We start from the raw sequence: 6,708 nt of genomic DNA, 5'->3' as shown, positions 1-6,708 counted from the left end.
TTGTGATCAAGAGACAGGGATGTAGGTAAGGGGCGTGAGCAGGACGCGGAAGCTTTGCTCGGTTTTTACTTAGCCCAGTAGGTTACAAACCTCGCGCCGCGATTAAACCGCCCCTAGTTTGAACGAATTTTAATCCGCAAAGGTCAACAGACCCTAAATTTGCAGGAAAACTGAGCGAACGGTTTAATTTTTTACGTTTGGGGTTTAAGGATTGGAATATGTCTTATATACTGAATTTGTTCCCTGGGGTGCAGGAGCTTGGTTAAGTCCCTGAGCCGATAAATTTTATACTAGGATTTTTGTTCGTCTACTATTGTGCAAGCTCGGCATGTACCGAGAAGCCTACGGTAAACCGCAGATTTCCGCCCTGAAACCTCAAGGTTTCAGGACTGACACCCGGCACCGCATTCTCGGGGAACACCTCCAATAACTTTAATTCCCCAGCAATTACTTTTATATCCTTATTTTATTAATCACCTAGTTATTATAAAAAACACCGAACTGAATTTTTTACAGTCCGATGCTTTACTTACTAGTACCTGAAACTTCTACTTATCTATGTAGTCTGCACTTACTTAAACCAGCCTTGAAAGCGCTCCATCAGCATATAGTTAACCGGAACGAGTAATAAGGTTATAAAGGTCGCAAATATAATCCCAAAACCTAGGCTCACAGCCATAGGAATTAAAAACTGCGCTTGAGTCGCCTTTTCAAACAGCAATGGCATTAAGCCTATAAAGGTGGTTAAACTAGTGAGCATAACCGGTCGAAAACGCGCTACGCCAGCAGTTTTAACCGCTTCCATTAAATCGAGCCCTTCACTGCGCTTCTTATTAATAAAATCAACCAGTACTAACGAGTCATTCACAACCACACCAATTAACGCAAGCATGCCTAGTAAGCTCATTATGGTAAGCTCCATCCCCATTATCCAATGACCGATTACCGCGCCTATCATGCCAAAAGGAATAATACTCATCACCACCAGCGGTTGTAAGTATGATTTAAAGGGAATGGCGAGTAATCCATAAATGACAAAGAAGACAAAGATCATTCCCCACAGTAACGAACCAAACGATTCGCGCTGCTCTTTCGCTTCGCCTTCAAGGGAGTGGCTAACACCTGGGTACTGTTGAACTAACTCATCTAAATAAGCCTTTAAATCGGCTTGTAAAACGGTCATATTGGTATCGGTTTTTTCTACATCTGCCGATACATTAAGCGTACGGTAACGGTCGATACGGGTAATAGTTGATGGGCTTTGACCCGGTACTAAAGTGGCTACGTGCGATAACGGCACTCGCCCACCATTAGGCGTTTGTATTAATATATCTTTTAAATCAGCAACTGAGCGTCTTTCATCTATAGGTAAGCGCACCATAACGCGCACATCATCGCGCCCGCGTTGAATGCGTTGCACTTGTACACCAAAAAATGAGTTACGCACTTGCCTTGATACATCAACCCTATTTAGCCCAAGGGCTAATCCTTGCTCTGTTAACTCTATTTGCAGCTCTTCCTTACCGTCAGACATGCTATCGGCAATATCAAATACACTGGGGTACGTCGCTAAACGTTGTTTAATTTGCTCAGCAACAGTTTGCAGTGTGCTAATAGAATTACCCGATAATTGAACATCTATAGGGTTTGAGCTTCGGCCTATCTCAGCTCTGAATGTTAAGCTTTCAGCTCCTGGCACTATACCTATCAGTTGCCGCCACTCTTTTACCAATTCACGCGAGCCGATATCTGACTCTCGCTGTTCTGCTGGGGTGATTTCAAAGCGCACACTACCCGAGTTAGCAGCCCCTCCTCTTCCACCAGTGCTGGCTAAAATGTTAAGGATAATACTTTGTCCTGTTTCTTCATCTTGATACTTACGCTGAAGCTCTCTGGCTTTATCTGACATATCAATAATGTATTTATTGGTAACCTCAAACGGGGTGCCTGCAGGAAAAGTTAAATTAACGCGTACAGTTTCACTTGGGATCCGCGGGAAGAAAATAAACTTAGTCCAACCACTGGTGATCATAGTTAAAATAATTAAAAATACGCCCATAAATAAACTGACTGTAGCCAATTTATTACGTAGTGCTAACCCCAATACCGGTTGATAATATTTTAAAATGGCATGTTCAAAACCATCTGCAAAACGCTGTTGAAGTTGTTCCAATTTAGAGCCTTCGCCTTTTTGTTGACGCAGTTTGATATATTTTAAATGCGCAGGTAAGACAAATTTAGATTCAATCAATGAAAACAATAATACCGGAATAACCACCACCGGAATTTGCGCAAAAATAGCGCCTCGTGCGCCTTCTATAAAACCTAACGGTAAAAAAGCGGCCACGGTGGTTAACACGCCAAATGTAACTGGCGTGGCTACTTCTTGAGTTCCTTTTATAGCAGCCTCTTCGCCCGATTTGGCGGTTTTTAAATGGGTATACACGTTTTCACCGGTAACAATAGCATCGTCCACCACAATCCCTAGCACCAATATAAAACCAAATAAGCTGATCACATTTATGGTCACGCCAAAGGCGGCCATTGCCATAAACGCGCCCATAAATGAAACTGGAATACCAATAAATACCCAAAACGCGATGGCAGGTCTTAAAAATAATGTCAGTAACCCCAGTACCAAAATACCCCCCTGTAAAGCATTGCTAGTTAGGGTAGCAATACGGCTTTTTACTACCTCAGAGTCATCATCCCAATAGCTTAAATAAAACCCTTGCGGTAAATTAGCTTGCTCACTGGTAATATAGTTTTTAACTGCATCGGCCACTTCTATTGCACTTTGCGGACCAATGCGGTACACATCGATAAATGCGGCTTGTTTGCCATTAAAGCGGGTGCGCACGGGGGTTTCTTCAAAATCATCGTTAATGGTTGCAATATCACTTAAGCGAATAATAGTGCCATCGGCTTGATTTTTTATCACAATGCTTGCAAATTCATCTTTGCGGTAAGCTTGCCCTTTAGAGCGAATAAGTACATCGCCGCCCTCTGTTTTAAGGTTTCCTGCTGAAATATCAGAACTTGAATTGGCAATGGCACTGGATATTTGCGCCAAGGTTAAATCGTATTGGCGCAGCGTATCTTGGCTTACTTCGATTGCCAGCTCATAATTACGTACGCCACTAAGTTCAACTTGGGTAATCGCCGGAATACGCAGTAATTCATCACGGACTTGCTCTGCATATTCTAGGGTTTCTTTTTCGTTATAGTCACTTGAAACAGTGACTGCTATTACTTCACGCTTACGCTGGATTAACCCTATTACTGGTTTTTCTGCATCGGCTGGAAAGGTATTAATGGCATCGACACGGCTCTTTATATCCGCTAACAATTCACGCTCGTCATAGCCAGTATCAACCTCAACGCTCACTTGTGATGACCCCTCAGAAGAGCGGCTCGATATTTGTTTAATACCTTCGAGATCTTGTAATGCTTCTTCTATTCGTATGGTGACCCCTTTTTCAGCATCTTCTGGGGTTGAACCACGTAAACTTACACTAATATTTATACGATCAGAAACAAACGAGGGAAACACCTCTAGCGGTAACTTAGAAGACAGGCTGAATAGGCCGCCCAACACAATACTAATTAGCAATAAGTTGGCAGCCACATGGTTACGTGTAAACCAAGCGATCATGGCTGCTCTCCTGGTTTTTGTGCTTTAGGAGTCGCATCCATTATCTGCACTGGCGTACCTGAACTCACTTGCCCCAGTGGCGTCAGCACTAATTGACTACCCGCTTCAAGACCTTTACTTACAATGCCTTGCAGCGCATTTTGCCACGCTAAAGCAATATTTTTACGCTGTAGTGTGCCATTTTCAACCACATAAACATAACTGCCTTGATATATCGCACTATTGGGAATAACGAGTACCTGAGAGGCGACTTTGCCATTAATTTTAGCTTTAACGTATTGCCCTATTTTCACTGGGTATTGATTATCACTGGTTGATTTATAAGGGTCATTAATTTTAGCCACCACATACAATTGCTGAGCACTTTCATCTATTGCGCCCTCAGTACGAATAAGTTGGCCTTGCCATTGTTGCTCGCCAATTAAATCAGAAGTGAAGTTAACCGCTGAGCCACGCTGATTTTTAGCACCATCTCGATATTGCTCTGGTAAATTAATAAAAGGCAGATCTTTATTTTTGATTGGTAAGCGTATTTCAACACTGTCAGTGGCATAAATAGTCGCTAACTGCATGTTATTAGACACCACCTGACCTAGGTCGACACTGCGGTTTAATACTCGTCCAGCATAGGGCGCTTTAATTTTAGTGCGCTCAAGATTGAGTTGTGCTTTTTCTAGCTGTGCTTGAGCTGATAAAACCTGTGCTTGGGCTGCTGCTAGCTGTGGCTTTCTAAGTACTAAAATACTCGGTTCAGACTCATTGCCTAAACGTTGCCAATCAGTAAGCGCTTGTCGGCCTCGCGCTTGCTCTTCTAGTAAGTTTTGCTCGGCATTGAGCAAATTAGCTTGTGCTGATTTAACTTCCGCTTTTAAATCACGATCATCCAGTTGTAGTAACATGTCGCCTTTTTCAAAAAAACCACCTTCGCGGAACTGCTCATTTATATCAATAATCAGCCCAGAAACCTGAGCCACCAACATACTTTGAGTTCGTGGTTTAACCGTACCAAAACTATCAATTTCAACTGGGTAGTCAATTAACTGTAATGGCTTTACTGCAACATTAATTTTTGCTTTTGGCGGTGCTGAAAAACGTGATGCTTTAGGCGGGTTTCCCTTAATAAACATCACCAAAAAAATGGTCGCTATAATGATAGCAGCGGGAACAATTATTTTTTGTTTGTTGAGTTTCATAGTGCTTGCTCATCCTGTGCGGATCTTGATTTTGCAAAGTCGCCCCCAAGAGCAACATGTAATTTAATGCGATTTGTGAGTAATTGGTTTTTAATTTCAATCAGTGAACTTTGTGCATCAAACGAGCGTGCTTGTGCATCTAATACGGTGGTGTAGCTCACTAAACCACTTTGATATTGTTCAAACGATAATTGCTCTGCTGCTAAGGCATTTTCTTGTGCCTGCAAGGTGCTTTGGTAGCGTGCCTTTAAAGATTGTTGTTGGGTAATAGCATTTTCAACATCATCAAATGCATCATATAAAGATTGCAGATAGGCTTGCTCTTGCTTTTGCGTTTGTAAACTGGCTATTTCCTCGTTCGCAGCGAGTCGCCCAGCGTCAAAAATAGGCGCTGAAATGCTACCAATAAGTGACCACGCAAGACTTGAAGCAGAAAATAAGTCGCTTACCCTGTTAGTGCTATCGCTTAAACCAGCCGCTAAATTTAAACTCGGAAAACGCTGTTTATGCGCATACGCAAGCGAAGCGTCGCTGGCTAATAACTGATACCAACTAGCACGCAACGCAGGTTTGCGAGTAATAAGCTCCGACGGTAAACCAAGGGGAATGTCGTCATTAATTACAGGTAGGTCGTTATTCGCTGCTATCAATCCTTTTGGATACTCCCCCAATAAACGCTCAAGGCTACGTGCAGCTTGAGTCAAATTTGCTTTTTGGGTTGCTATACGGGAGCGTTCATTGTTTAACTCATTGCGAGCTAAATAAACATCTAACGCTTCATTTAAACCTTGGCGATAACCCGACTCAATAATCTCAAGGTTTTGCTGGGCGTTAGCTTCTCTGCGCTTAAACAAATCAAGTAATTGCTCTGCACTGATTAAGTTAAACCAATTTGTTATAACATCTGCAATAAGCTGTTGTTTAGTTTGCTCATAGCGAGCTTGCTGAGCAAGGTAGTTGAGGTTGTCTCTACGCTTTGCATCAGAGAGTTTACCCCATAAATCAATTTCATAGCCTAACTCTAACGATACAGAGCTTGAGTTATTATAACTAACCGAACGATTATCTTTGCTTCGCCCTACTCGCGTTGAAATATCTAAACTGGGCCATAAAGCGGCACCGGTGACAATTAATTGCTGTTTTTGTATTTCTACATCAAAACGGTTTTGCAATAGTTGCTGATTGTTTTTTAGCGCTTGAGTAACTAGCTGCTTTACTGTTGGTGAAGCAAGTTTATTAAACCATGTGTCGTTGACAGCAACTACTGATTCAACAGCTGTTTGTTGCCACTGTTCTGGGAGTGTATTCGGTGCTTGCTCACGTAGTTGCGGGTTTAAGTTACTCGCACAACCACTTAGCAGCATAATACTTATTGCCAATAAAGATGGCTTATATTGCCACATCATGTTTAAACCTGATTAATGCTATTTATGAATGTTATTCAAGCACTTTAGCAAACGTTGCTCAATTGACTTTACATAACATTACATACTTTGCGATGAAATTATAAGTGCCGTAGATACGCCAATCATTAACATATTGATCACAAACTAATAAACAATCTAATTTTTAGTCAAAAAAGCTGAATAAAGTTCTCAAAGCGGTACGAAAAGGACAGAGGGACTTACTGTTTATGACATACTGGAAAAATAGAGCAGGATAGAAAAAACTTAGAAAAAAAAGCCCCGCATATGCGAGGCTTTGTATAAATGGTACCGACTAACCGAGTCGACGAATAACTTGAACAGACTACTGATTACAGTTTCTTTTTCTAGTTACATTGTAAATGGTGCCGACTAACCGAGTCGAACGGTTGACCTACTGATTACAAGTCAGTTGCTCTACCAGCTGAGCTAAGTC

Annotated in this window: 3 protein-coding genes and 1 other RNA gene; 1 reads left to right on the top strand and 3 read right to left on the bottom strand. The window is 41.9% G+C overall.

Features of this window, described 5'->3' with window-relative positions; all coding sequences use genetic code 11:
• The first annotated feature begins 237 nt into the window (after window positions 1–237).
• Window positions 238–421: non-coding RNA, 6S RNA (ssrS, locus tag AAEY57_RS18360), on the top strand.
• Between the two features lie 150 nt (window positions 422–571).
• Here ssrS and AAEY57_RS18355 read toward each other — a convergent pair.
• The 3 genes from AAEY57_RS18355 to AAEY57_RS18345 are packed head-to-tail and all read right to left on the bottom strand — an operon-like array spanning window position 572 to window position 6,254.
• Window positions 572–3,655 (bottom strand): efflux RND transporter permease subunit, encoded by a 3,084-nt coding sequence (locus AAEY57_RS18355; protein WP_350608477.1) that lies wholly within the window; start codon window positions 3,653–3,655, stop codon window positions 572–574.
• Window positions 3,652–4,848 carry an efflux RND transporter periplasmic adaptor subunit gene (locus AAEY57_RS18350; protein ID WP_350608476.1) on the bottom strand — a complete coding sequence of 399 codons (1,197 nt, stop codon included), beginning with the start codon at window positions 4,846–4,848 and terminating at the stop codon, window positions 3,652–3,654. Before AAEY57_RS18350 ends, AAEY57_RS18355 begins: the two co-directional genes overlap by 4 nt.
• The gene (locus tag AAEY57_RS18345; RefSeq protein WP_350608475.1) at window positions 4,845–6,254 is read right to left on the bottom strand and encodes a TolC family protein; all 1,410 of its coding nucleotides are present in this window, start codon (window positions 6,252–6,254) and stop codon (window positions 4,845–4,847) included. The genes AAEY57_RS18350 and AAEY57_RS18345 overlap by 4 nt, the downstream gene beginning before the upstream one ends.
• Window positions 6,255–6,708 lie beyond the last annotated feature (454 nt).

The sequence above is a fragment of the Pseudoalteromonas sp. MER144-MNA-CIBAN-0113 genome (assembly GCF_040308965.1).
In the GTDB taxonomy this organism is placed as follows: domain Bacteria; phylum Pseudomonadota; class Gammaproteobacteria; order Enterobacterales; family Alteromonadaceae; genus Pseudoalteromonas; species Pseudoalteromonas tetraodonis.
This window is presented reverse-complemented; position numbering and strand designations above follow the sequence as displayed.

Excerpts from the sequence above, each read along its gene's own strand:
- AAEY57_RS18355 (WP_350608477.1), bottom strand. The coding sequence starts at position 3,655 with ATGATCGCTTGGTTTACACGTAACCATGTGGCTGCCAACTTATTGCTA.
- AAEY57_RS18350 (WP_350608476.1), bottom strand. The coding sequence starts at position 4,848 with ATGAAACTCAACAAACAAAAAATAATTGTTCCCGCTGCTATCATTATA.
- AAEY57_RS18345 (WP_350608475.1), bottom strand. The coding sequence starts at position 6,254 with ATGATGTGGCAATATAAGCCATCTTTATTGGCAATAAGTATTATGCTG.